Below are 26,015 nucleotides of genomic sequence, written 5' to 3' on the forward strand. Positions count from 1 at the left end.
TCTTTTCTCCTCTGCCCGGCTCAGTTGGCGCCGAGCGTTTCCTTGGCGGCGTTCACGACGGCTTCGGCGGTGATTCCGAACTCGCGGAACAGTGTCTTGTAATCCGCAGATGCGCCGAAGTGCTCGATCGACACCGAACGACCGCGGTCTCCGACGATGCTGCGCCATGTGAGGTCGAGGCCTGCCTCGACCGAGACGCGAGCGGTGACGGATGCCGGAAGCACCGACTCCCGGTACTCATCGGACTGCTCATCGAACCATTCAAGCGATGGTGCTGCGACGACACGGGCGTTGACGCCCTCTGTGCGCAGCTGCTCGCGCGCTTCGAGTGCAAGCTGAACCTCAGAGCCGGTCCCGATGAGAATGACGTCGGGTGTTCCGTTCGGAGCCTCGGCGAGCACGTATGCACCCTTCGAGACATTGGATGCTGCGGCAAGGGTGTCGCCCGACGCCTCGCCGGTTCCGCGGTCGAACACCGGGATGTTCTGGCGAGTGAGCGCGATTCCCGTGGGGCCCTCCTGACGCTTCAAGATCTCAAGCCACGCGTAAGCGACTTCGTTCGCGTCGGATGGACGGACGACCGAGAGATTCGGAATTGCGCGAAGCGTCGACAGCTGCTCGATCGGCTGGTGCGTCGGGCCGTCTTCGCCAAGTGCGACCGAATCGTGCGTCCATACGAAGACGCTCGGCACGTTCATGAGCGCGGCGAGACGCACGGCAGGACGCTGGTAGTCGCTGAAGATCAGGAACGTTCCGCCGTAGGCGCGTGTCGGCCCGTGCAGCACGATTCCGTTCAGGATCGCCGCCATCGCGTGCTCGCGGATGCCGAAGTGCAAGACGCGCCCGTACGGGTTGCCCTTCCACATGTCGGTGGAGCGCTCGGACGGCACAAACGACGCCGCGTCATCGATCGTGGTGTTGTTCGATGCTGCGAGGTCGGCTGATCCGCCCCAGAGCTCCGGGAGCTCCGCGCCGAGTGCCGAGAGAACCTTTCCGGAAGCGGCTCGCGTCGACACCTCTGTTCCCGCGTCGAAGCGGGGGAGGGCGTCTTCGATGCCATCGGGAAGCTGACCGCCGAGGAGGCGGTCGAGAAGCGCACTGCGCTCGGGATTTGCAGATTTCCAAGCGTCGAAGGACTTCTGCCATTCGGCGCGCTGCTGAGCGCCGCGCTCGCCCGCACCGCGGGTGCGAGAGATAACCTCGTCCGGCACCTCGAACGTCTGCTCGGGATCGAATCCGAGGATCTCCTTGAGCTCTGCGAGCTCCTCGCCACCGAGCTTCGCGCCGTGGATGGCTCCGGTGTTCTTCTTGTTCGGTGCCGGCCAGCCGATGATCGTCTTGAGCACAATAAGCGTCGGCTTACCGGTCTCCGCCTTGGCCGACTCGATCGCCTCGTGGAGCTCCTGCACGTCTTCGACGTACTCGCCGGTCTTCTTCCAGTCGACCGTGAGAACCTGCCAGCCATAAGCCTCATACCGCGCGGCGACGTCTTCTGAGAAGGCGATGTCGGTGTCATCTTCGATCGAGATCTGGTTGCTGTCATAGATCGCGATGAGGTTGCCGAGCTCCTGGTGACCAGCGAGTGAGGATGCTTCGCTCGTGACGCCTTCTTGAAGGTCGCCATCGCTCGCGATGACGTACACGTGGTGGTCGAACGGGCTCGTGCCCTCGGCAGCATCCGGGTCGAAAAGCCCGCGCTCGAACCGCGCGGCATACGCGAACCCGACGGCGGAGGAAAGGCCCTGACCGAGAGGGCCCGTGGTGATCTCCACACCCTTGGTGTGGCCGTACTCCGGGTGTCCCGGCGTGAGCGATCCCCAGGTGCGCAGCGACTTCAGATCGTCGAGCTCAAGGCCGTCGCCGGCGAAGTAGAGCTGGATGTACTGCGTGAGCGATGTGTGACCCGCCGACAGAATGAAACGGTCGCGACCGAGCCACTTCTCGTCGTTTGGGTCGCGCCGCATCACCTTCTGAAAGAGGAGATAGGCGGCTGGAGCAAGACTCATCGCCGTTCCGGGGTGGCCGTTCCCGACCTTCTCAACAGCATCCGCAGCGAGAACGCGTGCGGTGTCGACGGCCTTGTTGTCAATGGAATCCCATTGCAGTGCTGCCACGATGTTTGACCCTTCTGGTTGTTCGTCCGGGCCTGCCGGCCCGCCGAAGCGTTTACACGCACATTGGCTACTTTGGCACGTCGCGGTCCCTCACCTTTCGTGCGTGCTGATGATGGGCGCCGCGAAGCTAGGCGAGCACCCCCAGTATAGAGATAGCTACCCAACCCCGCGCACATCTATGTCAACGTGTGAAGCCGCGCAGATGTTCCACGGCTCGCCGTTCGCACAATGGCCTAGAATTGGGAGGTACCCAGCAGTCGAGGAGCAATGGACGTCACCACCCCCACCCCAACCGCAGCGCGCCCGCTCGGCTTTCGGCGCAAGGCAGCCGCATATATCTCCCTGACCAAACCGCGTGTAATGGAGCTGCTGCTCGTCACGACGGTTCCGGTGATGATTCTCGCCGAGGGAGGTATCCCGAACTTGTGGCTCGTCGCCGCGACGGTCATCGGCGGTGCGATGAGCGCTGGTTCCGCAGGCGCTTTCAACTGCTATATCGATCGCGACATCGACCGTCACATGAAGCGAACCGAGAATCGGCCGCTTGTGACCGGCGAGCTGACGCCTCGAGAGGCTCTCGTGTTCTCGTGGGCTCTCGCCGTGGCGTCGACCGTGTGGCTCGCGGCGACGACGAACCTGCTTGCCGCGGGGCTTTCGGTGGTTGCGATCTTCTTCTACGTCTGCGTGTACACGCTCTGGCTTAAGCGCCGCACGGAGCAGAACATCATCTGGGGCGGAATTGCGGGATGCTTCCCCGTGCTCATCGGATGGTCGAGCGTCACGGCATCCCTCGACTGGGAGGCGTGGATTCTCTTCGCCGTCGTCTTCCTCTGGACTCCGCCGCACTACTGGCCGTTGTCGATGAAGTATCGATCCGACTACAAGGAAGTCGGCGTGCCCATGCTTGCTGTCGTACGAGGGCGCGCTGTCGTCGGCCTGCAGACGATTCTGTATGCCTGGGCGACGGTCGCATGCTCACTGCTGCTGATCCCTCTCGCACCCATGGGCGTCACGTACACGGCGATCGCGCTCGTGGCCGGAGGCTGGTTCATTTACGAAACGCACCGTCTGTACGGTCTTGCGATCCGTGATGAAGAAGCATCGCCCATGCGCGTGTTCCACGGCTCGATCACGTACCTGTCGCTTCTGTTCCTCGCCGTCGGCGTCGATCCGCTGCTGCCGTTCTAATCGGTACCGCAGCGGACCCGTCGCGTGCAGAGAAGCTCACGCGGCCGCACGGTTAGCGCAGCTCGCGCGGTCGCCTGAGGTAGTAGAGAACCGCGGACATGAGCGCAGCGACGATGCATGCGAGGACCATGTGGCTGCCGACCAGGATCTCAGGCAGTCCGAGACGCGACTGGGCGACTCCGATGAGGATCTGCGCACCTTGAGCGGCGACAAGCCAGGTCAGCCATACGCGGGGCGACCTGATTCCGCGCGTCCAGGCTGCGATGAAGAGCACCAGCGTGAGACCGAGCATGACGTAGGCCGGCCATGAGTGCACGTGCTGCATGATCTCTGGCGGGAGGTCGTTGCGCGCCGCACCCTGATCACCCGCGTGCGGGCCGGCTCCGGTGGTCAGGATGCCGATAAGAACAGAAATCGCGACGAAGAACGCTGCGATGTGCGCCAGTCGGGCGAACCAGCCGGGAACCACGAGAGCCCGTGGGCCGGGTTTCGTGTACACCCGCATGACGAGCACCGCGCCAAGCACCACGAGCACGACGCTCAAGACGAAGTGGAGTCCAACGACGTAGGGGTTGAGCCCCGAGAGCACGGTGATGCCGCCGACACCGGCCTGCAGAAGAACGCTGCACGCGGGTATGACCGCGAGCACGAAGAGGTCCCTGCGCTCCTTGCGGTATTTGAGAACGCACAGCAAAGCGAAGATCGCGATGGCCTGCAGAACGAAGAACAAGGTTCGGTTGCCGAACTCGATCACGCCGTGCAGCCCCATCTCGGGCGTCGAGATAAATGAGTCGGCCGTGCATTTCGGCCACGTGGGGCAGCCAAGACCGGATGCCGTCAGGCGCACAGCGCCGCCCGTGCCGACGAGAACGGTCTGAAAGATCACGTTCAGCCAGACGGCGACGCGGACTCGCTTGTCGTCGACGTTCGTCGGCAGCCAGCGCCAGAACCGCTGGAGCACGTTCTCCCTCGTCGCTTCTCGGGGTTCGGGGTGGCGTCCTGAAGACACACGGCTCACTGCGGCATCCTTAACTCTTACACGTCGGGGAAGACGCCCCGGCTTCGTGTCGTCTGTGTACCCTCACATTTTCGCCGACACAACCTGTAGAATTGCATTGTTCAAGTAATCAACCCGAAACGGCTCGTTGCGAGCTGCAGATTCGAATTGTCTCGAACAATTGTAGGTTCACGCCGACGCGGACCACACTTCCTCGCATTCCCCTTCGAGAGTGCGCAGGTCAAGCCGTGAACAGAGATCCTGTTTCTTAGCGGTTCTAGAGAGGTAGATATGTCAGATGTTCTGATCGACCGCCCTGAACTCGAAAGCCTTGGTGTTTACGAGTTCGGCTGGAGCGATTCAGACGAAGCCGGAGCATCGGCCCGTCGTGGCTTGAACTCCGACGTCGTCTCCGACATCTCGCGGCTCAAGAATGAGCCCGAGTGGATGTTGAAGCGCCGCCTGAAAGCCCTCAAGCTCTTCGAGCGCAAACCAATGCCATCGTGGGGCGCCGATCTCTCTGAGATCGACTTCGAGAACATCAAGTACTTCGTCCGTTCCACGGAGAAGCAGGCAACGTCGTGGGAGGACCTCCCCGACGACATCAAGAACACGTACGAGCGTCTTGGCATCCCCGAGGCGGAGCGCTCGCGTCTCGTCGCCGGCGTTGCCGCGCAGTACGAGTCCGAGGTCGTCTACCACCAGATTCGCGAGGACCTCGAACAGCAGGGTGTCATCTTCATGGACACCGACACCGCCCTGCGCGAGCACCCGGAGTTCTTCGAGGAGTACTACGGAACCGTCATTCCCGCAGGCGACAACAAGTTCGCCGCGCTCAACACGGCAGTGTGGTCTGGCGGCTCGTTCGTCTATGTGCCGCCCGGCGTTCACGTTGACATTCCCCTGCAGGCCTACTTCCGCATCAATACCGAGAACATGGGCCAGTTCGAGCGCACGCTCATCATCGCCGACGAAGGCAGCTACGTTCACTACATCGAGGGCTGCACGGCGCCCATCTACAAGAGCGACTCGCTGCACTCGGCCGTGGTCGAGATCGTCGTGAAGAAGAATGCTCGCGTTCGCTACACCACCATCCAGAACTGGTCGAACAACGTCTACAACCTCGTCACTAAGCGCGCGATCGCCGAAGAGGGCGCGACGATGGAGTGGGTAGATGGCAACATCGGCTCCAAGGTGACCATGAAGTACCCGTCAATCTATCTCACGGGTGAGCACGCCAAGGGCGAGACTCTTTCCGTCGCCTTCGCGGGACCAGGGCAGCACCAGGATGCTGGCGCGAAGATGATCCACATGGCGCCGTACACCCAGTCGTCGATCACGTCGAAGTCGATTGCGCGCGGCGGTGGCCGCGCCGGATACCGCGGCGAAGTGCGCGTCGACCCGTCGGCGCATCACTCGTCGAACTCGGTCGTCTGCGACGCTCTGCTCGTCGATACGATCTCGCGATCCGACACGTATCCGGCAATCGATATTCGCGTCGACGACGTACAGCTGGGTCACGAAGCGACAGTCTCGAAGGTCAGCGAGGAACAGCTGTTCTACCTCATGAGTCGAGGGCTTGAAGAGACCGAGGCCATGGCGATGATCGTGCGCGGCTTCATCGAGCCGATTGCGCGCGAGCTCCCCATGGAGTACGCGCTCGAGCTCAACAAACTCATCGAGATGGGCATGGAAGGATCCGTCGGCTAACAATGACTGTCACAGACACCACGGCTTCACACGACAAGCCTGCGCAGCACGGATTTACCGAGCATTCCGATGGCGGCTGGGGGCTCGTTCCCATTCAAACCCGGTCCGAGCGCTTCCGCTCGACGAACGTTGCCGATTTCGAGACTCTGACCGGCCGCGAGGCCGAGTGGCGGTACACGCCGGTCGAGCGTCTCACCGCGCTCAGCGACGGCGAGCTCGACGGCGCTCCCTACACGATCTCGGTCAGCGACTCCGACGGAGTCTCCGCTGAGTGGGTCGACATGGACGACGCGCGCGTCGGCAGTGCGGCACTCCCGGAGGACCGCCCTTCGGCCAATGCGTGGTCGCAGACCGAGAAGGCGTACGCGATCACGATCTCCGGTGAAGAGGCGAAGACCGTGACGGTTGAGCGTTCGGCGCTGGGAACCGGAGCGCGCGCGGCGCACACGGTCATCACCGCCGAGCCGAACAGCCAGGCGCTGCTGATCCTCAAGAACAGCGGCGATGCGCTCCTCGCTGAGAACGTCGAGATCGTTGTCGGGGAGGGCGCCCGGCTCACCGTCGTCAGCGTGCAGTGGTGGGACGACGCCGCGCTGCACCTGGGTTCGCACTTCGCGCGCGTCAACCGCGACGCCACACTCAAGCACGTGCTCGTGACGCTCGGCGGCAGCCTCGTGCGGGTCAACCCGTCGCTGCACCTCGCGGAGCAGGGCTCCGACGTCGAGTCTCTCGGGCTCTACTTCGCCGACGCGGGCCAGCACCTCGAACATCAGGTCTACGTGCACCATGAGGCTCCGTACTCCCGCAGCCGCGTCACCTACAAGGGCGCACTGCAGGGGGAGGGCGCCCACACCGTGTGGATCGGCGACGTTCTGATCGGACCGGACGCGACCGGCACCGACAGCTACGAGCAGAACCGCAACCTCGTGCTCACCGACGGCACGCGCGCCGACTCCGTTCCCAACCTGGAGATCGAAACCGGCGACATCGCCGGTGCCGGACACGCGAGCGCGACCGGCCGATTCGACGACGAGCAGCTCTTCTACCTCGAGGCGCGAGGCATTCCAGAAGAAGAAGCTCGACGCCTGGTCGTACGCGGATTCCTCACGGAGATCATCCAGCAGATCGGCGACCCCGATCTGCAGGAAAGCCTCGAGAACGCTGTGGAAGAGGAGCTCGCCTCGACCAAGCTCGTGGAAGTGTCGCGCTGACGTGGCATCTGTCAAAGCTTGCGAATTGAGCGATCTCACCGTCGACGAGGCGAAGCGATGCGTGCTCGACGGCGTCCCCATCGCCGTCGTGCTCGACTCCTCCGGTGCTGTGCACGCGATCGGCGACACCTGCACCCACGGCGACATCTCGCTGTCTGAGGGCTTCGTCGAAGACGGCGCGCTCGAGTGCTGGGCCCACGGATCTCAGTTCTCACTCACCACGGGCAAGCCGCTCTCCCTCCCGGCATACGAGCCCGTGCCCGTGTACTCCGTCGACATCGTCGACGGCTCCATCTTCATTGACCCGACCGTAACGAAAGAGATTTAGTCCATGTCTGTCATCGAGATTCGTGACCTGCACGTCAGCGTCGAAACCGATCAGGGAAACAAGCCCATCCTCAAGGGCGTCGACCTCACCATCAACACGGGCGAGACCCACGCCATCATGGGCCCTAACGGCTCGGGAAAGTCGACGCTCGCTTACACGATCGCCGGTCACCCGAAGTACACGGTCGACTCGGGAAGCATCACGCTCGACGGTGAAGACGTTCTCGAGATGTCCGTCGACGAGCGCGCACGCGCAGGCCTCTTCCTGGCGATGCAGTACCCTGTCGAAATCCCCGGCGTCACCGTCACCAACTTCCTTCGCACGGCAAAGACGGCGATCGATGGCGAGGCTCCCGGAATCCGCGGCTGGATGAAAGACGTTAAGACGTCCATGGAGAACCTCCGCATGGATCCGAGCTTCGCAGCCAGAAACGTGAACGAGGGATTCTCGGGCGGCGAGAAGAAGCGCAACGAGATCCTCCAGCTCGAGCTTCTCAAGCCGACATTCGCTGTGCTTGACGAGACAGACTCCGGCCTCGACGTCGACGCGCTGCGGATCGTGTCCGAGGGTGTGAACCGCGCGAAGGAGAACACCGGCCTCGGCGTTCTGCTCATCACGCACTACACGCGGATCCTGCGCTACATCAAGCCCGACTTCGTTCACGTGTTCGTGAACGGTCGCGTCGCTGAAGAGGGAGGCCCCGAGTTGGCCGACCGCCTTGAGGAAGAAGGCTACGATCGCTTCCTGACGGAAACCGCCGTATCATAACAGTATGGTTACAACGCTCAGCCCTGAGAAGTTCGACGCGGTCGAAGAGGCCCTGAAGGATGTCATGGACCCTGAGCTCGGCGTAAACGTCGTTGACCTCGGGCTCATTTATGACCTCAGTTGGGATGACGAGACAGATTCGCTCATCATCCATATGACGCTGACCAGCGCTGGCTGCCCACTCACAGATGTTCTGGAGCAGCAGACCGCCGAATCGCTTGAGGGAGTGGTCGACTCCTTTCGCATCAATTGGGTGTGGATGCCGCCATGGGGGCCCGAGCGCATCACCGACGATGGTCGTGACATGATGCGCGCCCTCGGCTTCGCGATCTGATCACCGAATTCCGTCATGGCTCGGCTCCCCACAGGAGCCGAGCCATGACGCTGTCCACCGCAACACCTGCCCGGCCTCAGCCGGGAGAACGGAATCGCCAGTGCTGAACGTCAGCGACCTCGAGATCCGCGTCGGCGCGCGCGTACTGATGCAGAACGTCAGCTTTCGCGTGCAGCCCGGTGACAAGATCGGCCTCGTCGGACGCAACGGCGCGGGCAAGACGACACTCACGAAGGTTCTCGCCGGCGACCGGCTTGCAGACGAGGGAACGGTCGAGCGTTCGGGCGAGCTTGGATACCTTCCGCAGGACCCGCGTTCCGGCGATCCGGAGGAGACCGCGCGCACACGCATACTGAACGCCCGCGGAATCGGGGACCTCGTGCACGGAATGCACGCCGCGACCGAGCAGATGGCGAGCACCGACGAGGCGACGAGCACCGCGGCGATGAAAAAGTACTCGCGTCTCGAAGAGCAGTTCAACGTTCATGGCGGATATGCTGCCGAGGCGGAGGCAGCATCCATCGCGAGCAATCTGAACCTGCCCGATCGCATTCTCGATCAGCAGTTGAAGACTCTCTCAGGCGGTCAGCGCCGCCGCATCGAGCTGGCTCGCATCTTGTTCTCGGATGCCGGAACGATGATACTCGACGAGCCCACCAACCACCTCGATGCAGATTCGATCGTGTGGCTGCGCGATTTCCTGCAGAACTACAACGGTGGCTTCATCGTGATCAGCCACGATGTCGAGCTTGTGGGGGAGACGGTCAACCGCGTGTTCTATCTTGACGCGAATCGCACGACCATCGACATCTACAACATGAACTGGAAGAACTACCAGCGTCAGCGAGAAGCCGACCAGGAGCGTCGCAAGAAGGAGCGTGCGAACGCAGAGAAGAAGGCGTCTGCTCTGCAGCAGCAGGCTGCGAAGTTCGGCGCAAAGGCGACGAAAGCCGCTGCCGCGCATCAGATGGTGGCACGCGCAGAAAAGCTCCTCTCCGGTCTCGAGGACGTGCGTCAGGCAGACCGCGTGGCAAAGCTGCGTTTTCCGACTCCTGTACCGTGCGGCAGAACACCGCTCATGGGCAAGAGCCTGAGCAAGAGCTACGGCTCACTCGAGGTCTTCAGCGCCGTCGATCTCGCGATCGATCGCGGCTCGCGCGTGGTCATTCTCGGCTTGAACGGCGCGGGAAAGACCACCATGCTGCGCATTCTTGCAGGAGTGGACGCCCCGGACACAGGGGTGATCGAAGCAGGTCACGGACTGCGAATCGGCTACTACGCGCAGGAGCACGAGACGATCGACGTCGGTCAGAGCGTGCTTCAGAACATGATGTCGTCTTCCCCCAACCTCACAGAGACGGAGGCACGTCGTGTGCTCGGGTCGTTCCTGTTCACGGGCGACGACGTGCTGAAGCCCGCTGGCGTTCTGTCTGGCGGCGAGAAGACGCGACTCGCCCTCGCGATGATCGTGGTCTCTGGGGCGAATGTGCTTCTGCTCGATGAACCGACAAACAACCTCGACCCCGCGAGCCGCGGCGAGATCCTCGATGCTCTCGCGCACTACGAAGGCTCCGTGATCCTCGTCAGTCACGATGAGGGCGCCGTTGAAGCTCTCAATCCGGAGCGGGTGCTGATCATGCCCGACGGCGTTGAGGACTTGTGGACGAAGGATTACGCCGAGCTGATCTCGCTCGCGTAGCGTCAGCGAACAGCGTCGAGGATCTCGTCTTCGACGTCAGCATCCGTTCGCTTCTGGCGGCGCTTGCGCTCCCGTTCTTCTGCGCGCTCGCGCACACGCGGATCGTCGGCATTGCGCTGCCGATACTCCTGCCTCACGGCGTACGCGAGAAACGCGAAGGCGAGCAGAGCGAAGATCACCCACTGAATCGCGTACGACAAGTGCATGCCCTGATTGATCTCAGGCTGGAATGCGGGAAGCGGGCGGCTCTCCTGCGGCGCCGGATTCTCAGAGACAAGCAGCCCGTACGCTGCAGTGTAGCTGTCGGACGAGACTCTCGACGCGAGGTCGGGCAGGTGAATAGTCGCGATCTGGTCGCCGCTCGCGGAGCGCCCCGGGAGCTCCGGCTCACCGGGCTTCACACGGGCGGTGACGGTCACCTGGCCATCTGGGGGAGCGGGGATGCTGTCGGGGCGGTCCTGCTCATTTCCCGTAGGAACCCAGCCGCGATCGACCATGAAGATGAGCCCTGACTCCAGCTTCAGTGGAGTGATGACCTCGAATCCTGGACGTCCCGAGCGCGGACGGTTTCTCACAAGAACCTGCTCGTCGATGAGGTACTCGCCCGTCATTGTCACGGGCTGATACTCGTGAGAATCGTCGAAGTCCGCGGGGTCGGCGACAACCTGATCAAGGGGAACGGGGTCTGCGCTCCAGTTACTGTCGACGAGCGCCTGAACGTGCTCCTTCTCGTGGAGCCGGTTCACCTGCCAGTTCGACAGGAACCCGCACACGATGGCGAAGACGATCGCGACAGCGAGATACCCGACCCATCGCCAGCTGAAGGCGAAGGACCACGAGCGGCTCACTGGTCGCCGCCTTCAGAGAACGAGGTGACGGCGACGGGAAAACTGCGCGCCTCGAGAAACCCCCGCAAATATTCGACATGGTCGTCGCACGCGAGCCATACCTTCTCACGGTCGGCCGAGTGAATGCGCGGATTGCGCCACCCGATTCGCCACTGCGCCGTCAGGCGGCATCCGGCTCGCGAACATTCGTGTGCCCCGGGCTCTGCCCCGATCCCGATCATGACGCCTCACGCTTGTGGTCGTCGGATGACCGGGGCTCGTGAGGGGAGTCGTTCCGGTTCTGTGGGATGACGACGACGCCGTCTGGTCGTTCGAGCTCAGTATGGGTGCGCACAGGGGTGTTCGCGATGACGACCGCGACATAGGGCAGAACGATGGCACCGATAGCGAACACGAGAAGCCACCACCCGTGTGAGAAGAGCATCAACACGATACAGACCATGCGGACGCCCATCGCCACCGAGTACTTGATGACTCGGCGGTGTCGCTCCTGCTCGGGAGTCATCCCGAGAGTGGTGATCGATGCCTTCTTCATCACCTCAAGACTACGACTTTTGTATGCTCGTAAGCTGATACTGAAACCGCCCCCAGAAGCTCTCTCGAGTTTCTCACCGGCACCGTGCCCAGACTCTCGGAGAGGAAACCCATGACAACACCGCGCACTGTTCTCGTCACCGGAGGCAACAGAGGCATCGGATACGCGATCGCAGAGCAATTCGTTGCCGAGGGCCACCGCGTCGCGGTGACGGCCCGCTCAGGCGAGGGACCGGAAGGCACACTCACCGTTCGCGCGGACGTCACCGACACGGCGAGCATCGACGCGGCGTACTCGGAGGTCGAAGAGAAGCTCGGAGCGGTTGAAGTGGTCGTCGCCAATGCGGGAATCACACGAGACACACTGATGATGCGCATGAGCGATGACGATTTCGATGCCGTCGTCGACACGAACCTCGGCGGGACGTTTCGCGTGGTCAAGCGCGCGTCGAAGGGCATGCTGAAAGCGCGCTACGGGCGGATCGTCTTGATCTCAAGCGTTGTCGGACTGCTCGGTTCTGCCGGTCAGATCAACTACGCGTCATCGAAGGCCGGCCTCGTCGGCATGGCTCGTTCCATCACCCGAGAGCTGGGAGCTCGCGGCATCACAGCAAACGTGGTCGCCCCTGGTTTCATCCAGACGGACATGACGGCATCGCTTCCCGAAGACACGCAAGCCGAATACAAGAAGCGCATCCCGGCAGGACGCTTCGCGGAGGTGAGCGAGGTCGCCCGTGTCGTGACGTGGCTCGCCGGCGACGATGCCGCCTACATCTCGGGAGCAGTGATTCCCGTTGACGGCGGACTCGGCATGGGGCACTGAGTAGGCGCTTTCGTCACCCTCGGAGTCCGAGCAGAGGCAACACGTCGCTGAGATCGTTGCGATGAATGGCGACGTCCGCCGCAGCGCGAACGGCGGGCTTTGCATTGAAGGCGACGCTGAGACCCGCGATCGCCATCATCCTCAGATCATTGGCCCCATCACCGACGGCGATTGTGCGTCTGAGTTCGATTCCCGAGGCGGCGGCCCATTCCCGCAAAGCCGATGCCTTGGCTTCGGCGTCGACGATGTCTCCGTCGACGCGACCCGTCAGAGTACCGTCGGCGACCTCGAGCCGATTCGCCCGCCACACGTCAACCCCGAGACGTTCGGCAACGGGGTCCAGCAGCTCGTGGAATCCGCCGGAGACGACGCCGATGCGGCCTCCTGCTGCGTGAATTCCCGCGATGAGCTCCTCCACCCCTGTGGTCGGGCGGATGCGCGCGGCGACGCGAGCATAGACAGCCGCGGGAACCCCCCGAAGCGTTGCAACTCGCTCTCTGAGGCTCGCGGCGAAGTCGAGTTCGCCGCGCATCGCGCGCTCGGTGACCTCAGCCACCTGCTCGGCAGAGCCTGCTTCGTCGGCAAGAAGCTCGATCGCCTCGTCTTGGATGAGTGTCGAATCAGCATCCAGCACAACAAGGAAGCGGGCAGAGTCGGTAGCGAATGTCGGCGGCATACGTACGGGTTTCCCTTTCGACAGGATGAGAGTGCGCATCTCGATCATGGCACGAGACGATGAGGCTCGCGCGGAGCGCCTGATGCATCGATCTGCGACCGTTAGGCTTGGAGTATGTCGACGGTTCTCGATTTCACCGGTGTCACGGTCGTTCGCAACGGCACAGCCATTCTCGACGGTATCGATTGGCGCGTTGACGACTCTGAGCGCTGGGTCATCCTCGGTCCGAACGGGGCAGGGAAGACAACGCTGCTGCAGCTTGCGTCAACGCTCATGTACCCGACTCGCGGTCAAGTTTCCATACTCAACGAGACGCTTGGACACGTCGACGTCTTCGAGTTGCGTCCGCGAATCGGCTTTGCCTCGAGCGCGATGGCAAAACGTATTCCGTTCGACGAAACGGTGATCAACGTCGTGATGACCGCTGCCTACTCGGTCACGGGCAGGTGGAACGAGGCCTACGAAGATCTTGACGAGAAGCGCGCGCGCCGAGTACTCGCCGAGTGGCGCCTGGATCATCTCGCGGACCGACGGTTCGGCACGCTGAGCGACGGTGAGCAGAAGCGCACGCAGATCGCCCGTGGAGTCATGACCGACCCTGAGATGCTGCTCTTGGATGAGCCGGCCGCGAGCCTCGACCTCGGCGCTCGCGAAGAGCTGCTCGTGCTCCTCAGCGGGTACGCCCAGGCGGCCGACGCACCGGCGATCGTCATGGTCACTCATCACGTCGAAGAGATTCCGACGGGCATCACCCACGCGCTCCTGCTGCGCGATGGTCGTATTGTCTCCGCAGGTCCTCTGGAGCAGTCGCTCACCTCGAAGACGTTGAGTGAGACATTTGATATGCCCATCGAACTGACCCAGCACGAGGGGCGCTACGCGGCGCGTGCGCGATGAACCGGCACCGAATCTGGTAAAGTAACTAGTCGGCGCAAGCCTGCGAACTTCTCTGTCTGCGTTTCTCACGCGGCAGACGAGCACCTGATCTCTGTACGACGAAGGATTTCTTATGAAGACTGCCATTCACCCCGAGTACGCACCGGTCGTATTCCGTGACCTCGCGTCGGGGGCGACGTTCCTCACGCGCTCCACGGTGTCGAGCGACAAGACCATCGAGCTCGATGGCGAGACGTACCCGGTCATCGACGTCGAGATCTCGTCGGAGTCACACCCGTTCTACACGGGTAAGCAGCGCATCCTCGACTCGGCCGGCCGCGTCGAGAAGTTCAACCAGCGCTTCAAGAACTTCGGCAAGTAAGCCGCACACGTACAGAAGGGCGCGTCCTCCATTCGGAGGACGCGCCCTTCTGCATGTTCCTGACTCGCGCTAAACGCGAATCGGCCACTCTCCTGACGCGACGAAGTCGACACGGCCCTTCTTCGTGCGCATGTACGTCTGAAAGCTCTGCGCCTGGGCGACGCACCAGCCGACCTGCATCTCGTGCAGCTCGGCGGCATCGAGAGACAGGGCCTGGGGAAACGTGCGCGCGAGAGCCTGCGCGACGCGTCCTGCAGCAATCGCATCGCTTGATGCGTCGTGGGCCGCGAGAAGTTCCACACCGTAGTGCGCGGCAACGACATCGAGCGTGCGCTTGCCCTTACGATAGCGGTCAACGGCTTTGTCGATGACGAGTGGGTCGATGACCGGCCGGGGATCGGCGAGCGGCTCGATGCCGTGCCTGAGCGCCTCATGGCGCAGGAGACTCAGATCGTAGGGCGCGTTGTAAATCACAATCGGAGCGCCCATGGCGAGGATCTCACGAAGAGCCGTGACGATCTCTTCGACAACAGCCGCAGCAGGACGTCCCATGGCCCGCGCGTGCTCGGTCGTGATGCCGTGGATCCGGGATGCCTGCTCGGGGATTGGGACTCCAGGGTCGGCAAGCCAGTCGGTTCGGGAAACGATGTTGCCGCCATGGTCGAGCAAGCTCACGTTCGCGCTGACGATACGGCTGGTCGAGACGTCGATTCCCGTCGTCTCGAGATCGAACACGCCGACCGATTCTGACCAATGACCTTCGTTGTTAGACACGTTCACACCCTACGATCCACGACTGACGCTCGACCCATGCCCCGTCAGCGACCGGTACCGGCGCCCTGCGCGGGCATAACCTGCAGCCAGTAGAAGCTCTGTGTTCCGATGGTCAGAGTCACGGTGCCGTCGTCGCCGACCTTGGGGAAGGGAGCGCCGCCGAAGAGATCCCGGAGCTCGCAGCCGGCGAGCTCCGGCAGCTCGAGTGTCGTCGACACTGCGTTGTGGGCGAAGCTGAAGACGCAGAGAACAGTCTCGGGCCAGTCCCCGCTCGGCGCCGATCCTCCTGGGTAGTCACGTACGAACGCCAGAACTGAATCGTGGCTTGATGCAGCAACGTGCATGCCGCCGAGTCCGAATGCCGGGTGGCTCTTTCGCACGTGAATCACATTTCGGATCCAGTGCAGCAACGAGCCCGACTGGGCGAGCTGCGATTCGACGTTCACCAGCGTGTAGTTGTACACGAGGGAGCGCACGACCGGGAGGTACAGCTTGCCCGGATCGGCGCTCGAGAATCCGGCGTTCCTGTCGGGAGTCCACTGCATCGGCGTCCGCGACGAGTCACGGTCGGGCAGCCAGATGTTATCGCCCATTCCGATCTCGTCGCCGTAATACAGAAACGGGCTCCCGGGGAGCGCGAACAGCAGCGCGTGGGTGAGCTCGAGCTCAGCGCGCGAATTGTCGAGGAGCGGCGCGAGACGTCGGCGAATTCCGACGTTCGCACGCATACGCGGGTCATACGCATACCACCCGTACATCGCCTGGCGATACTCCTCGCTCACCATTTCAAGGGTCAGCTCGTCGTGATTGCGCAGGAAGACGCCCCAGCCGGCCCAATCCGGAATGTCTGTGGACTCGGAGAGCACACGCACGAGCTCCTCGGACTGCTGCGACCGCAGCGCATAGAAGATCCGTGGCATGACCGGAAAGTCGAACGCCATGTGACACTCGGGCTCGTCGTCTGTGCCGAAGAACGCGGCGACCTCACGGGGCCACTGGTTGGCTTCGGCCAGCATGATCCGCCCCGGATATTCTGCATCGACGATGGCCCGGAGACGCTGAATGAACTCGTGCGTCTCCGGTTCGCCTTCGCCGTTCCCCTCGTCTGACTCAAACAGATAGGGGATCGCATCGAGCCGGAAGCCGTCGACGCCGAGATCGAGCCAGAAGCGCACGATGTCGTACATCGCCTCATGCACCGCGGGGTTCGCGTAGTTCAGGTCGGGCTGGTGCGAGAAGAATCGGTGGAAGAAGAACTGCCGCCGCTCGGCGTCGAATGCCCAGTTCGAGTCTTCGGTGTCGGTGAAGACGATGCGGATGTCCGGCCACTTCTCGTCTGTGTCACTCCAGACATAGAAGTCACCGTATGGGCCGTCGGGGTCCACCCGGGACTGCTGGAACCATTCGTGCTGGTCGGATGTGTGGTTGAGCGGCAGATCGATGATGATTCGCATATTGCGCTCGTGCGCCTTCGTCACGAGCTCAGAGAACTCATCGATCGTTCCGAACTCGGGGAGGACCGAACGGTAGTCTGCGACGTCGTACCCGCCGTCCCTCAAGGGCGACGCGAAGATCGGCGGAATCCACAGAGCGTCGATTCCCAGCCACTGCAGGTAGTCGAGCTTCGAGATGAGGCCGGCCAGGTCTCCCGTCCCATCGCCGTTGCTGTCAACGAACGAGCGGACCATCACCTCGTAGAAGACCGCCCTGCGATGCCACAGGGGATCTCGGGCAAGTCCGGGGAGCTGGATCGGGGCTGTGAACGTCACGTAGGGGGACCCTCTCAGGCGATGGCGCGGTCACGATGTCCCCCCGATTCTAGAGCCACTCGGCGGGGAATCTGAGCAGGATCACCCTAAACTGGAACACTGATGCCGAAGACCTCACCGTATGCAGAGAAACTCACACGCATTCCCGTACGGGACGCGGTCGTCGACGTGCAGGGAACTCGCACGCGTTACTGGGAATACGGCACCCCGGATGCTGAGCTGACTCTGGTCTTCGTGCATGGTTTCCGCGGCGACCACCACGGGCTCGAGCCCGTTGTCGCGCACCTGCCTGACACGCGGATCATCGCCCCCGACCTCCCGGGCTTCGGCGAGTCGTCGCGCTTTGAGGCGCAGACGCACGACATCGCCGGTTATGCGCGCTGGCTCATCGCCTTCACGAAAACGCTCGGGATCGACGAAACCGGCGTCATCGTCGGGCACTCGTTCGGCTCCATCATTGTTTCGGCCGCGGTCGCCACAGGACTGCCCGCAACGCGCGTCGTTCTCATCAACCCCATTGCCGCTCCAGCACTCGCGGGGCCCCGCGGCATCCTCACCCGCCTTGCCGTCGCCTACTATCGAGCCGGCGCCCTCCTTCCGGCGCCACTGGGGTTCGCGCTCCTGCGGAACCCGCTGATCGTCCGCGTCATGAGCGAGACGATGGCCAAGACTCGCGACGCAAACCTGCGCCGATGGATCCACGCGCAGCACGATGCCTACTTCAGCGCCTTCGCCGACCGCGACGTGGTTCTCGAGGCCTTTCGCGCATCGGTCAGCCATGACGTGAGCGAGTTTGCCGCGCGCATCGAGCAGCCCGTGTTGCTCATCGCGTCTGACCGAGACGATCTGACCCCGATCGCCGCACAGGAGAGCTTGGCTCGGATGCTCCCCGACGCCACGCTTCGCGTGATCCCGAACGTTGGACATCTCATCCACTACGAGGCGCCCGCCGACGCGGCCCGGTACATTCAGGAGTTCGTGAGAGGGGGAGTCTCGTGAGGCTCGTCGTCGACTGCCGTTTCGTGTCAGCCCGCGAGGACGATGCTGTCAGCACAGCCTCCCGCGGCTTGACGAGGGCCCTCGGCAGCATCCACCCCCTCACCATGCTCATCAGCGACCACCGGCAGCTGCAGGTTCTGCCCGCCCTTCCCTGGCAGCTGCTGCGCGCCGCCGACGACCCGCGCGACGTGTTCACGCCTCTCGGCCTCAACGACGCGGGGGTCGATCTCGTCTTCTCTCCCGTGCCGGTGTGGGGAACTCTGCGTCGACGGTACGGTCTCGTCGTCGGATCTGCCGCGCCCGTTCACAGCGACCCCTATGCCGGCCTCGGCGGGAGGATGCTGCGACCGCTGCGTCCTGTGTTTCACCGCGTGCTACAGCGCGGTGCCGATGCTGTCGTCGCGATCGCGGGCGCAGGGCAGCGGGACGCCGTCACGGCGACGAGGCCCGGCCAGCCGATCGTCAGGCTCGACCCGCACGACGTTCTGAGCCCGGCAGGAGCCGATTGGTCAGACCAGGCCGATCAGCTCATGCAATTGTTCTACGACGTGCACAGAGAACGGCGCGCGCGGGCGAGAAGCGACGATCAGCGCTGAGGAATCTTCGACGGCGGCAGATCTTTATCTGTCTCGGCTGCGCGAAGCGTGAGAAGCGCGAGCGACCCTCCCGACCACGAGAAGTCATGGTGCGAGCCGTTGGCGATGACTTGTCCGGCAGCCGGCTGGCCACCCTGCGTCGCGTGGCGCACGAGCGAGCCGATGACGCCGCCGTGCGTCACGGCGATGATGCGCTCAAACGGGTGCGTGCGCTCCAGGCCGCCGAGTGCGGCCAGCACCCGATCGATCACGGCGTCACGAGACTCGAGGCCGGGAACCACCGTATCGCCGGGAAACGCCGCCTGACGCTCTTCGAAGGACATGCCCTCCATGTCGCCGTGAGCACGCTCCTGCAGCCCGTCAATGAGATCGGGCGACGGCAGTCCCACGTGGCGTGCGATGATCTCCGCAGTCTCTCGAGCACGGCTCAACGGACTCGACACGATGGCATCCCATGAGTCGAGCGCGAGTTGCTCGCCCGTGCGGCGCGCCTGAGCGCGCCCCGTGTCATTGAGCGGAATGTCGGTGAGGCCCTGGATGCGGCGCTGAAGGTTCCAATCGGTCTGACCGTGCCGGACGAAAGTGATCTGGGTCACGCGTGCCCTTTCTGCGGCGGCGCTGATCGTCAGGGGATCAGACGGGAGGCGAGAGCCGCGAGAGTCGTGGTTGTGCCGGCATCCAGCCTAACGGTGGCACGTGTGTCGCCCTTCGTCGCCCCTCGGTTGATGATGACGATGGGAAGTTCACGTCGGCGCGCGAGCTCGACGATGCGGATGCCCGAATTCACGACGAGCGACGATCCGGCGACGACGAGAGCATCCGCCTGCGCCACAAGACCGGCCGCGAGGCGAAATGTCGTTAGCGGAACGACTTCACCGAAGAACACGACCTCCGGCTTCAGAACGCCGCCGCACAGGTCGCAGCGGGGAATGACGAATTGACTCGGGTCGGCGACGTCCGCGTCTCCGTCTGGGTTGATGACGACAGCATCCGGTTCTTCAAGCCACGGGTTCAGCTCGTCAAGGCGGCGCGCGAGGTCGAATCGTTTGTAGACCTGCCCGCAGTTCAGGCATACCACGCGGTGCAGCGTGCCGTGCAGTTCAACGTGCCGCGCGCTCCCCGCGCGGCCATGGAGCGAGTCGACGTTCTGCGTGACGACGCCAGACGACACGCCTGCGGTCTCGAACCGAGCGATGGCACGGTGGCCATCGTTCGGCTGCGCCGCGTCGAACATCTTCCACCCGCGATGGCTGCCTGCCCAGTAACGCTTGCGAGCCAGCTCATCTCGGAGGAATTCGTCGATCGTCATGGGCGTTCGCCGCGGGGCGCCATCACCGCGATAGTCAGGGATGCCCGAGTCGGTGCTCACGCCGGCGCCAGTCAGAAACGCGATCCGTCTGCCCTCGAGCACGGCAGCGGCCCCATCGAGCTGTGACCCCTGCGGCTCAGCGGCAATCGTCATCGTCCCTCCTCACGCGTGCACCTGCGACGATAGTAGACGCGGCTGGGATCGGCTCTGCGACGTCGGACAGCGGCTCTCGAAAGGACTCACGTGCACATCACGCCCATCACCGACCTCAACGATCCTGCGCTGCGCGACTATTCCCAGCTCACCGACGTCGCTCTGCGTCGAGTGCTCGAACCGCAAGGGGGTCTGTATCTCGCTGAGTCGCCCAAGGTCATCCGCCGCGCACTCGCCGCTGGGCACAAGCCGCGATCCGTCTTGCTTCAGGAACGGTGGCTCGCCGATATCGAGTCCGATCTCGCCGCGTTCCCCGACGTTCCCGTGTACGTCGGAACACCCGAGGTACTTGAGCAGCTGACGGGGTTTCACATGCACAGGGGCGCCCTGGCGTCGATGCACCGCCCAGAACTCGCGTCGGTCGCCGACACGATCGCCGGGGCGCGTCGCATCGTCATTCTCGAAGACATCGTCGATCACACGAACGTCGGTGCGATCTTCCGGGCGGTCGCGGGAATCGGCGCAGATGCGGTGCTTGTCGGGCCGCGCTGCGCCGATCCGCTGTACCGCCGAAGCGTCAGGGTCAGCATGGGCTGCGTGCTGCAGGTGCCCTGGACGCGCATGCCGCAATGGTCGACGTCGATCGACGATGTCAAGCTCGCCGGATTTCACGTAGCGGCCCTCGCCCTTGATGACCGCGCGATCGCACTCAACGAGTTTTCGCGCGCGACGCCAGACAAGTTGGCTCTCTGCCTCGGAGCCGAGGGAGACGGGCTGAGCCCTCGCGCGCTGCACAGCGCCGACTCCACCATCGTCATTCCGATGATGCACGGTGTCGATTCGCTCAACGTCGCTTCGGCGAGCGCCGTCGCCTTGTGGGAGCTGCGCGTTCGCTGATACTCAGGAGCCGGGAACGCGGAACGGTGCAGCCGTCGGCCGCTTGGGTGTCACATGGTCGCCCGAGGACTGATGACGAATGCGCCGCAGCACCCACGGAACAAGGTATTCCCGCGCCCAGACGAGGTCTTCGCGCCGGGCTTGACGCCACGAGCGAGCGGGCAGAGGCTCCGGCTCCATCGGCTTCAGCTCGTTCTCGACATTGAGCGCGCGCAGCACCATGCGAGCGACCTCATGGTGCCCGAGCGCATTCATGTGCAGTCTGTCCGGCGCGAACATGCGGACATCTTGCACGCTCTTGAGCGCCCACTGGTCGGCGACGATGCAGTCGTGGCTGTCGGCGATCGCGCGAATGTTCTCGTTGTAGATCGCCACCTTTCCCCGGATCCCGCGAAAGACAGGGGAGAAGCCGACATCGACTCCCGTGAATACGACAACCGTCGCACCATCGCTCCGCAGTCTCTCGACGGCCGAATCGAAGAGCTGGGCGATCGCGTCTGGGTCGCTTCCCGGTCGGATCACGTCGTTTCCGCCCGCGGAGATCGTGATCAGGTCCGGGTGCAGGTCGAGCGCCGGCTCGATCTGGTCATCGACGATCTGCTGAATGAGCTTGCCCCGCACCGCGAGATTCGCATAGGCGAAATCGTGTGAGCCCTGGCTGAGCACCTCGGCGACACGATCGGCCCATCCGCGGTGTCCGCCTGGAAGCGTCGGCTCCGGGTCACCGATTCCCTCGGTGAACGAATCCCCGATCGCCACATACCGCGACCAGGGATGCTGTTGTGAGGGGTCCGCCGCGCCCGCGGCCGGCTGTTGAGCGTTGTCTGTCACCGAGAACACCTTCCACGAAGTCGAGCTGTTCTCACCGTATCGCGTCGCATCGTCCGGTGCGGGTCGTGCCCGAGGACTGTCACCTCCGTCGGGTACAGTACCTAGGTCGTGAGTAGCCCGGATTCCCTGCAGCATCCCACCCCCCGCATTGGCACATCGGCGGCAGAGCACCTCTCGCCGACGTTCCCGGAGCGGGCGGCGTGGGGAACCGTCGGCAAGCTCCGCGCATGGCAGCAAGAGGCGATGGACGCCTACTTCGAGCACGAGCCTCGCGACTTTCTCGCCGCGGCCACACCCGGGGCCGGCAAGACCACATTCGCGCTGCGTCTCGCCGCCGAGCTGCTGGCAAGCCGCACCGTCGACCGTGTCACGGTCGTCGCCCCAACCGAGCACCTCAAGAAGCAGTGGGCCGAAGCCGCGCATCGCGCTGGAATTCGCCTCGACCCCACGTTCACCAACAAGCAGGGCCGCTACGCAGGGCACTATCACGGCGTCGTCGTCACGTACGCGCAAGTCGCCGTTCGCGCTTCGCTGCACCGCGACATCACCGTCTCGGCACGAACGCTCGTGATTCTCGATGAGGTCCACCACGGCGGTGACGCGCTCAGCTGGGGCGACGCGATCAGGGAGGCCTTCGAGGGCGCGACCAGACGACTGCTATTGACGGGAACCCCGTTCCGCTCCGACACGGCACCAATCCCGTTCGTCACGTACCTTCCCGACCGGCACGGCATCCGCACCTCGCAAACGGACTACAGCTACGGGTACGGCCGGGCCCTGACCGACGGCGTCGTGCGTCCTGTCATCTTCATGATCTACGCCGGACACATGCGCTGGCGCACGAGCACGGGCGACGAGATGGAGGCGCGGCTCGGCGAAGACAACACGAAAGACATCACGTCGCAGGCGTGGCGTACCGCTCTCGACCCGGAGGGGGAGTGGATTCCGCAGGTTCTCGCGGCAGCGGATCGTCGTCTCTCAGAAGTGCGAAATGCGATACCGGATGCTGGCGGGCTCGTGATCGCCACCGATCACTATGCCGCGCGTGCCTACGCCGCGATTCTCCACGCGATCACGGGTGAGCAGCCCACCGTGGTGCTCTCCGACGAGAAAGAGGCGAGCGATCGCATCGAACAGTTCGCATCGAGCGAATCCCGGTGGCTTGTCGCCGTTCGCATGGTGTCAGAGGGTGTCGACGTTCCCCGCCTGTCCGTCGGCGTCTACGCGACAAGCTCGTCGACGCCGCTGTTCTTTGCTCAGGCCATCGGCCGGTTCGTGCGTTCGCGGCGTCGTGGCGAGACAGCATCCGTGTTTCTGCCGCACGTGCCTCAGCTCATGGCCCTTGCCAACGAGCTCGAACGAGAACGCGACCATGCTCTCGACCGGCAGGACTCCGGCGCGGGCGAGGGCGACCTCTGGAATCCCGAAGACGCCATGGTGGCCGACGCCAATCGGTCAGACAAGGCGTCGGACAGCCTCATGGACGAGTTCAGCTTCGAAGCGATCTCGTCCGACGCGCAGTTCGACCGCGTCGTTTTCGACGGCAGGGAGTTCGGCAGCTACGCCCAGCCCGAGACAGAGGAAGAACTCGACTTCATCGGGCTTCCGGGCCTTCTCGAGCCGGAACAGGTGCACGAGCTTCTGACTCAGCGGCATCGCAGGCAGGCGAAGCGCATCGAGGCTCGTGAGAAGGCGGCCGCGCCCGAGCAGCAGGAGAGCAAGCCCCTGTACCGAACACTCAAAGAGCAGCGCAGCCTGCTGAACAGCCTCGTCGGGCTCTACGCGAAGAACACGAGCCAACCGCACGGGCTCGTCCATGCAGAACTCCGTCGTGTCTGCGGCGGCCCCGCGGTGCCGCAGGCGAGCGTGACGCAGCTGCAGGCCCGCATCGAGTTTCTGCGGCGCAAGCTCGGCAGTTCCCGCTAGGGCAAGGCGGCACGTCCCTGTGGTCCCACGGCATCGTCAGCTCGGTACCACGGGCGGATGACGGCAGGATGATCGCCGACGTAGCCTCAGTGCTAAACGTGAAAGTGAGGCATTCGTGACCGCATCGACTCTCTCGCCGCCGCGAGTCCAGCCCCGCCCTCCAGGTCGACTGGGACGCCTCATCGCGGCCAGACCCCGCACTGTCGACGCGCTCGTTGTCGGCATCCTTCTCGCGGTCTGGCTTCTGGCGATCGTGCAGGATGTCGTGGCGCGGCCCGGTGTGCCCGGCGCACATGCCGACGGCACGTGGGCGCTCTGGGTCGTCATCGTTCGGTATGCAACGGCGATCATGGCGAGCGCGGCCTTGCTGCTGCGACGAAAGTATCCCGTGATCGTCTTCACCGTCGTCGCCGTTATTGGCCTCTTCACGCTTCTGTACGGCTGGGCCGGTGGCGTCGCCCTGGCGGTCGCCACCTACTCGCTTGCCGCACATCAACCCGATCAGACCGCGAAAGCGAATCGTGTCGCGCAGCTGGCCTTCGCCGCCTTAGCGATCGTGATCCTCGTCTACGGCATCACCGTACCGATTGTAGGAGTCGGCAACGCGCTCTTCGTGATTGCCATTTACTTTGCGATCCTTGCGCTAAGCATCAGCGTTCGGGAGCGTCGCCTGTACCTCTCGGCGCTGATTGCCCACGCCGACGCCGTGGAACGTGAGCAGGATCAGCGTGCGCAGCTGGCCGTTGCAGACGAGCGCGAACACATCGCACGCGAGATGCACGACGTGATCGCCCACGGGCTGACGGTCATGGTGCGGCTGGCAGACGGCGCCGGGTCACGGCTCGACGGCAGCACCGAATATGCGGATGTACGGCGAGCCGCCCAGCACATTGCAGACACGGGACGGCGCTCGCTCGCCGACACACGTCGGATGTTCAGCGCATTCGGCGACGATGAGGCGTCGCGAGAGCCGCAGCCGACGATCGAGCAGATTCCAACTCTTGTCGACGATTACCGTCGGGCGGGCATGCCCGTCACTGTGACGCAGAGGGGAACGGTACCGCCTTCACCCGGCGTGCAGCTCGCTGTTTTTCGCGCGGTGCAGGAGTCATTGACGAACGTTCTCAAACACGCTAAGGCACCCTCGGCAGTCACCGTGGATCTGGACTTCACATCTGGTGCCGTCGTCACGGTGACCGACGACGGCGCGGCACATTCCGGCGACTCGGTCCACGGCTCGGGTCGTGGAATCACCGGGATGCAGCAGCGAGCCGCTATCTTCGGGGGAGAAGCCTCCGCTGGCCCGATCGATGACGGGTGGCAGGTGAGCTTCAGGATTCCGTCTGGGGAGGGCGAAGACGCATGACCATTCGCATTCTGCTCGTCGACGATCAGGATCTGATGCGCCTCGGCTTGGCCATGGTGCTCGGGGATGTTCCCGATTTCAGTGTCGTCGGCGAGGCTGCAGATGGGGAGTCAGGCGTTGCGCGTGCCGGGGAGCTCAACCCAGATGTCGTGCTTATGGACGTGCGGATGCCGGGCGTCGACGGAATCGAGGCGACACGTCGCATCGTCGCCGACCACCCCGAGACCCGAGTCATCGTGCTCACGACGTTCGACCTCGACGAGTACGCCTTCAGTGGGCTCAATGCCGGGGCGAGCGGGTTTCTAGTGAAGGATGCTCCGGCCGACCAGCTCATCGCCGCGGTGCGGGCTGTGCATGCCGGAGACGCTGCCGTCTCACCCCGCGTCACGAAGCGCATGCTGGAGCTGTACGGCGGTTCCCTTCCCGAACAGGGCGCGACAGCATCCGATGAACTCGCCTCACTCTCGGAGCGCGAACGCGATGTGCTCGTGCTCGTCGGGGAGGGGCTTACCAACACCGAGATCGCCGCACGTCTCTACCTCGCCGAGTCAACGGTGAAGACCCACGTGGGCCGCTTGCTCGCGAAACTCGAGCTGCGCGACCGGATCGGCGCTGTGATTCTCGCTCACCGTTCCGGGCTGGTGTGAGGCCGACGACAGCTGCTGAAAACAAAAGAGCCGGATCTTTCGATCCGGCTCTTTCTCTCACGTGCGCGAGGGGGGACTTGAACCCCCACGCCCGATATGTGGGCACTAGCACCTCAAGCTAGCGCGTCTACCAATTCCGCCACCCGCGCGAGATATGTCAGCTTCGGATCTCTCCGTCGCCGAGGTAAGACTCTAGCACGAATTTCGAGGTGGTTTTGACACGACAGACGCGCTGGATTCGCGGGCGGTACCGTTGGAGC

At 63.7% G+C, this 26,015-nt stretch carries 27 protein-coding genes and 1 tRNA gene; 16 read left to right on the forward strand and 12 right to left on the reverse strand.

Features of this window, described 5'->3' with window-relative positions; genetic code table 11:
* Nucleotides 1–20: 20 nt before the first annotated feature.
* A complete protein-coding gene (gene tkt, locus ATJ78_RS11595; RefSeq protein ID WP_098407943.1) occupies nt 21–2,114 on the reverse strand; it encodes a transketolase in 2,094 nt (697 codons plus the stop codon).
* 267 nt (nt 2,115–2,381) lie between these two features.
* Between tkt and ATJ78_RS11600 the strand changes: the two genes are divergently transcribed.
* Nucleotides 2,382–3,302, forward strand: coding sequence for a heme o synthase (locus ATJ78_RS11600; protein WP_098407947.1), 921 nt, complete (start codon nt 2,382–2,384; stop codon nt 3,300–3,302).
* A gap of 52 nt (nt 3,303–3,354) precedes the next feature.
* Here the strand turns inward: ATJ78_RS11600 and ATJ78_RS11605 are convergent, their stop codons facing one another.
* Nucleotides 3,355–4,320 carry a COX15/CtaA family protein gene (locus ATJ78_RS11605; protein ID WP_245836296.1) on the reverse strand — a complete coding sequence of 322 codons (966 nt, stop codon included), beginning with the start codon at nt 4,318–4,320 and terminating at the stop codon, nt 3,355–3,357.
* A 270-nt stretch (nt 4,321–4,590) separates the two neighbouring features.
* Here ATJ78_RS11605 and sufB point away from each other — a divergent pair, with 270 nt between their 5' ends.
* The 6 genes from sufB to ATJ78_RS11635 all read left to right on the forward strand — a co-directional run bounded on the left by sufB (nt 4,591) and on the right by ATJ78_RS11635 (nt 10,349).
* Complete coding sequence (gene sufB, locus ATJ78_RS11610) at nt 4,591–6,009, forward strand: Fe-S cluster assembly protein SufB (protein WP_098407953.1); 1,419 nt, start codon at nt 4,591–4,593, stop codon at nt 6,007–6,009.
* 2 nt (nt 6,010–6,011) lie between these two features.
* Nucleotides 6,012–7,220 (forward strand): Fe-S cluster assembly protein SufD, encoded by a 1,209-nt coding sequence (gene sufD, locus ATJ78_RS11615; RefSeq protein ID WP_098407956.1) that lies wholly within the window; start codon nt 6,012–6,014, stop codon nt 7,218–7,220.
* A 1-nt stretch (nt 7,221) separates the two neighbouring features.
* Nucleotides 7,222–7,548 carry a non-heme iron oxygenase ferredoxin subunit gene (locus ATJ78_RS11620; RefSeq protein WP_098407962.1) on the forward strand — a complete coding sequence of 109 codons (327 nt, stop codon included), beginning with the start codon at nt 7,222–7,224 and terminating at the stop codon, nt 7,546–7,548.
* Nucleotides 7,549–7,551: 3 nt separating this feature from the next.
* A complete protein-coding gene (gene sufC, locus ATJ78_RS11625) occupies nt 7,552–8,316 on the forward strand; it encodes a Fe-S cluster assembly ATPase SufC (protein WP_098407967.1) in 765 nt (254 codons plus the stop codon).
* A gap of 4 nt (nt 8,317–8,320) precedes the next feature.
* Nucleotides 8,321–8,650 carry a metal-sulfur cluster assembly factor gene (locus tag ATJ78_RS11630; protein ID WP_098407971.1) on the forward strand — a complete coding sequence of 110 codons (330 nt, stop codon included), beginning with the start codon at nt 8,321–8,323 and terminating at the stop codon, nt 8,648–8,650.
* 100 nt (nt 8,651–8,750) lie between these two features.
* On the forward strand, nt 8,751–10,349 hold the full coding sequence (locus ATJ78_RS11635) for an ABC-F family ATP-binding cassette domain-containing protein (protein WP_098407975.1): 1,599 nt from the start codon (nt 8,751–8,753) through the stop codon (nt 10,347–10,349).
* Nucleotides 10,350–10,351: 2 nt separating this feature from the next.
* Here the strand turns inward: ATJ78_RS11635 and ATJ78_RS11640 are convergent, their stop codons facing one another.
* From ATJ78_RS11640 to ATJ78_RS11650, 3 genes are read right to left on the reverse strand one after another with little or no spacing between them, the layout of a single operon-like run.
* On the reverse strand, nt 10,352–11,197 hold the full coding sequence (locus tag ATJ78_RS11640; RefSeq protein WP_098407977.1) for an SURF1 family cytochrome oxidase biogenesis protein: 846 nt from the start codon (nt 11,195–11,197) through the stop codon (nt 10,352–10,354).
* The gene (locus tag ATJ78_RS11645; protein WP_098407981.1) at nt 11,194–11,418 is read right to left on the reverse strand and encodes a hypothetical protein; all 225 of its coding nucleotides are present in this window, start codon (nt 11,416–11,418) and stop codon (nt 11,194–11,196) included. The genes ATJ78_RS11640 and ATJ78_RS11645 overlap by 4 nt, the downstream gene beginning before the upstream one ends.
* Entirely contained in the window at nt 11,415–11,732 is a 318-nt protein-coding gene (locus ATJ78_RS11650) for a DUF3099 domain-containing protein (protein ID WP_098407984.1), read from the reverse strand. Before ATJ78_RS11650 ends, ATJ78_RS11645 begins: the two co-directional genes overlap by 4 nt.
* A gap of 111 nt (nt 11,733–11,843) precedes the next feature.
* On the opposite strand from ATJ78_RS11650, the gene fabG reads away from it, so the two are divergent.
* Nucleotides 11,844–12,554: a 3-oxoacyl-ACP reductase FabG gene (gene fabG, locus ATJ78_RS11655; protein WP_098407987.1), complete on the forward strand. Its 711-nt coding sequence runs from the start codon at nt 11,844–11,846 to the stop codon at nt 12,552–12,554.
* A 13-nt stretch (nt 12,555–12,567) separates the two neighbouring features.
* Here the strand turns inward: fabG and serB are convergent, their stop codons facing one another.
* Nucleotides 12,568–13,230 (reverse strand): phosphoserine phosphatase SerB, encoded by a 663-nt coding sequence (gene serB, locus ATJ78_RS11660; RefSeq protein WP_098409346.1) that lies wholly within the window; start codon nt 13,228–13,230, stop codon nt 12,568–12,570.
* 114 nt (nt 13,231–13,344) lie between these two features.
* Between serB and ATJ78_RS11665 the strand changes: the two genes are divergently transcribed.
* Nucleotides 13,345–14,127: an ABC transporter ATP-binding protein gene (locus ATJ78_RS11665; protein WP_098407989.1), complete on the forward strand. Its 783-nt coding sequence runs from the start codon at nt 13,345–13,347 to the stop codon at nt 14,125–14,127.
* Nucleotides 14,128–14,239: 112 nt separating this feature from the next.
* Nucleotides 14,240–14,488, forward strand: coding sequence for a type B 50S ribosomal protein L31 (locus ATJ78_RS11670; RefSeq protein ID WP_098407993.1), 249 nt, complete (start codon nt 14,240–14,242; stop codon nt 14,486–14,488).
* Nucleotides 14,489–14,557: 69 nt separating this feature from the next.
* Here ATJ78_RS11670 and ATJ78_RS11675 read toward each other — a convergent pair whose 3' ends face one another.
* Together ATJ78_RS11675 and treS are read right to left on the reverse strand one after the other, a co-directional pair.
* Nucleotides 14,558–15,262 (reverse strand): 3'-5' exonuclease, encoded by a 705-nt coding sequence (locus tag ATJ78_RS11675; RefSeq protein ID WP_169923447.1) that lies wholly within the window; start codon nt 15,260–15,262, stop codon nt 14,558–14,560.
* Nucleotides 15,263–15,306: 44 nt separating this feature from the next.
* Nucleotides 15,307–17,031 carry a maltose alpha-D-glucosyltransferase gene (treS, locus tag ATJ78_RS11680; protein ID WP_098408002.1) on the reverse strand — a complete coding sequence of 575 codons (1,725 nt, stop codon included), beginning with the start codon at nt 17,029–17,031 and terminating at the stop codon, nt 15,307–15,309.
* Between the two features lie 102 nt (nt 17,032–17,133).
* Here treS and ATJ78_RS11685 point away from each other — a divergent pair, with 102 nt between their 5' ends.
* Complete coding sequence (locus ATJ78_RS11685; protein WP_098408006.1) at nt 17,134–18,030, forward strand: alpha/beta fold hydrolase; 897 nt, start codon at nt 17,134–17,136, stop codon at nt 18,028–18,030.
* 23 nt (nt 18,031–18,053) lie between these two features.
* Entirely contained in the window at nt 18,054–18,626 is a 573-nt protein-coding gene (locus tag ATJ78_RS11690) for a hypothetical protein (protein WP_143741415.1), read from the forward strand.
* Here the strand turns inward: ATJ78_RS11690 and ATJ78_RS11695 are convergent.
* The gene (locus ATJ78_RS11695; protein WP_169923448.1) at nt 18,617–19,222 is read right to left on the reverse strand and encodes a histidine phosphatase family protein; all 606 of its coding nucleotides are present in this window, start codon (nt 19,220–19,222) and stop codon (nt 18,617–18,619) included. The two genes, ATJ78_RS11690 and ATJ78_RS11695, sit on opposite strands and share 10 nt — an antisense overlap.
* 29 nt (nt 19,223–19,251) lie before the next feature.
* Complete coding sequence (locus ATJ78_RS11700) at nt 19,252–20,088, reverse strand: Sir2 family NAD-dependent protein deacetylase (RefSeq protein ID WP_098408020.1); 837 nt, start codon at nt 20,086–20,088, stop codon at nt 19,252–19,254.
* Between the two features lie 90 nt (nt 20,089–20,178).
* On the opposite strand from ATJ78_RS11700, the gene ATJ78_RS11705 reads away from it, so the two are divergent.
* A complete protein-coding gene (locus ATJ78_RS11705) occupies nt 20,179–20,985 on the forward strand; it encodes a TrmH family RNA methyltransferase (protein WP_098408023.1) in 807 nt (268 codons plus the stop codon).
* A 3-nt stretch (nt 20,986–20,988) separates the two neighbouring features.
* On the opposite strand, the gene ATJ78_RS11710 is transcribed toward ATJ78_RS11705, so the two are convergent.
* Nucleotides 20,989–21,816, reverse strand: a complete 828-nt coding sequence (locus ATJ78_RS11710) for an SGNH/GDSL hydrolase family protein (protein ID WP_245836297.1) — start codon at nt 21,814–21,816, stop codon at nt 20,989–20,991.
* Between the two features lie 108 nt (nt 21,817–21,924).
* Between ATJ78_RS11710 and ATJ78_RS11715 the strand changes: the two genes are divergently transcribed.
* From ATJ78_RS11715 to ATJ78_RS11725, 3 genes are all read left to right on the forward strand, one after another.
* The gene (locus ATJ78_RS11715; RefSeq protein WP_245836298.1) at nt 21,925–23,742 is read left to right on the forward strand and encodes a DEAD/DEAH box helicase; all 1,818 of its coding nucleotides are present in this window, start codon (nt 21,925–21,927) and stop codon (nt 23,740–23,742) included.
* A gap of 115 nt (nt 23,743–23,857) precedes the next feature.
* A complete protein-coding gene (locus ATJ78_RS11720) occupies nt 23,858–25,108 on the forward strand; it encodes a sensor histidine kinase (protein ID WP_098408026.1) in 1,251 nt (416 codons plus the stop codon).
* A complete protein-coding gene (locus ATJ78_RS11725; RefSeq protein WP_098408029.1) occupies nt 25,105–25,755 on the forward strand; it encodes a response regulator in 651 nt (216 codons plus the stop codon). Before ATJ78_RS11720 ends, ATJ78_RS11725 begins: the two co-directional genes overlap by 4 nt.
* A 62-nt stretch (nt 25,756–25,817) precedes the next feature.
* Here the strand turns inward: ATJ78_RS11725 and ATJ78_RS11730 are convergent.
* Nucleotides 25,818–25,904: transfer RNA gene (locus ATJ78_RS11730), tRNA-Leu, on the reverse strand.
* Nucleotides 25,905–26,015: the final 111 nt, after the last annotated feature.

It is taken from the genome of Paramicrobacterium agarici (assembly GCF_002563955.1).
Classification (GTDB): Bacteria; Actinomycetota; Actinomycetes; order Actinomycetales; family Microbacteriaceae; genus Paramicrobacterium; species Paramicrobacterium agarici.